Genomic DNA, 953 nt, shown 5'->3' on the forward strand with positions numbered 1-953 from the left:
CCGGTGCCGCCGCGGTTGCAAGAGTCGCAGCGGAAGGCTGCGGCAGCGGTGCCGAGGACGCGGTGGAACGGGGCTCTGCAGCCGGTTCGGCGAGCGGCGGCGCAGGCACAGAACCCGGCGCTGCAGGTGTCGCAGGGGCCGCCGCAGCGGGCTGCGCGGGCGTGGGGGCGGGTTTTTTCTTGAAAAAACTGAACATTGGCGGGTACTTAGAATCACTCCATTCTATGAAACGTGCTTTCACCCTTCTGGGCCTGCTGGCCTGCCTGAGTGCCGGAGCGCAATCTCCGGCGTCGACCACCCCTCCCGCCACTCCTGCGCAAGCTCCCGCCGCTACGCCTTCAGGCGCGCGGCAGTTCACGCTGGCCAACGGCATGCAGCTGATCGTGCAGCCCGACCGGCGCGCGCCTACGGTCATGCACATGGTGTGGGTGCGCGTGGGTTCCATGGACGAGGTCGATGGCACCTCGGGGGTGGCCCACGTTCTTGAACACATGATGTTCAAGGGCACCAAGGCCGTGCCGCCGGGCGAGTTCTCGCGCCGGGTGGCGGCGCTGGGCGGGCAGGAAAACGCCTTCACCAGCCGCGACTACACGGGCTATTACCAGCAGATCCCGGCCAGCCGCCTGGAAGACGTGATGCGGCTCGAATCGGACCGGTTCGCGCACAACCAGTGGCCCGACGCCGAGTTCAAGAAGGAGATCGAGGTGGTCAAGGAAGAGCGCCGCATGCGCACCGAAGACCAGCCCCGTGCCGTGCTGGCCGAGCAGCTTTTTGCCACCACCTATGTGGCCTCGCCCTACCGCCGCCCGGTGGTGGGCTGGATGAGCGACCTGGACGCGATGACGCCCGACGATGTGCGCAATTTCCACCGCCGGTGGTATGTGCCCGGCAACGCCGCCGTGGTGGTGGCGGGCGATGTCGACGTGGCCCGGGTGCGCGCGCTGGCAGAAAAA

1 protein-coding gene is annotated in these 953 nt (G+C 67.7%); it reads left to right on the forward strand.

Going from position 1 to position 953, the window contains the following annotated elements; genetic code table 11:
• Positions 1–224: 224 nt before the first annotated feature.
• Positions 225–953: M16 family metallopeptidase (locus ACDELDRAFT_RS23020; protein WP_040330863.1), on the forward strand; the 729-nt coding region annotated here is incomplete at its 3' end.

The sequence above is a fragment of the Acidovorax delafieldii 2AN genome (genome assembly GCF_000175235.1).
Classification (GTDB): Bacteria; Pseudomonadota; Gammaproteobacteria; order Burkholderiales; family Burkholderiaceae_C; genus Acidovorax; species Acidovorax delafieldii_B.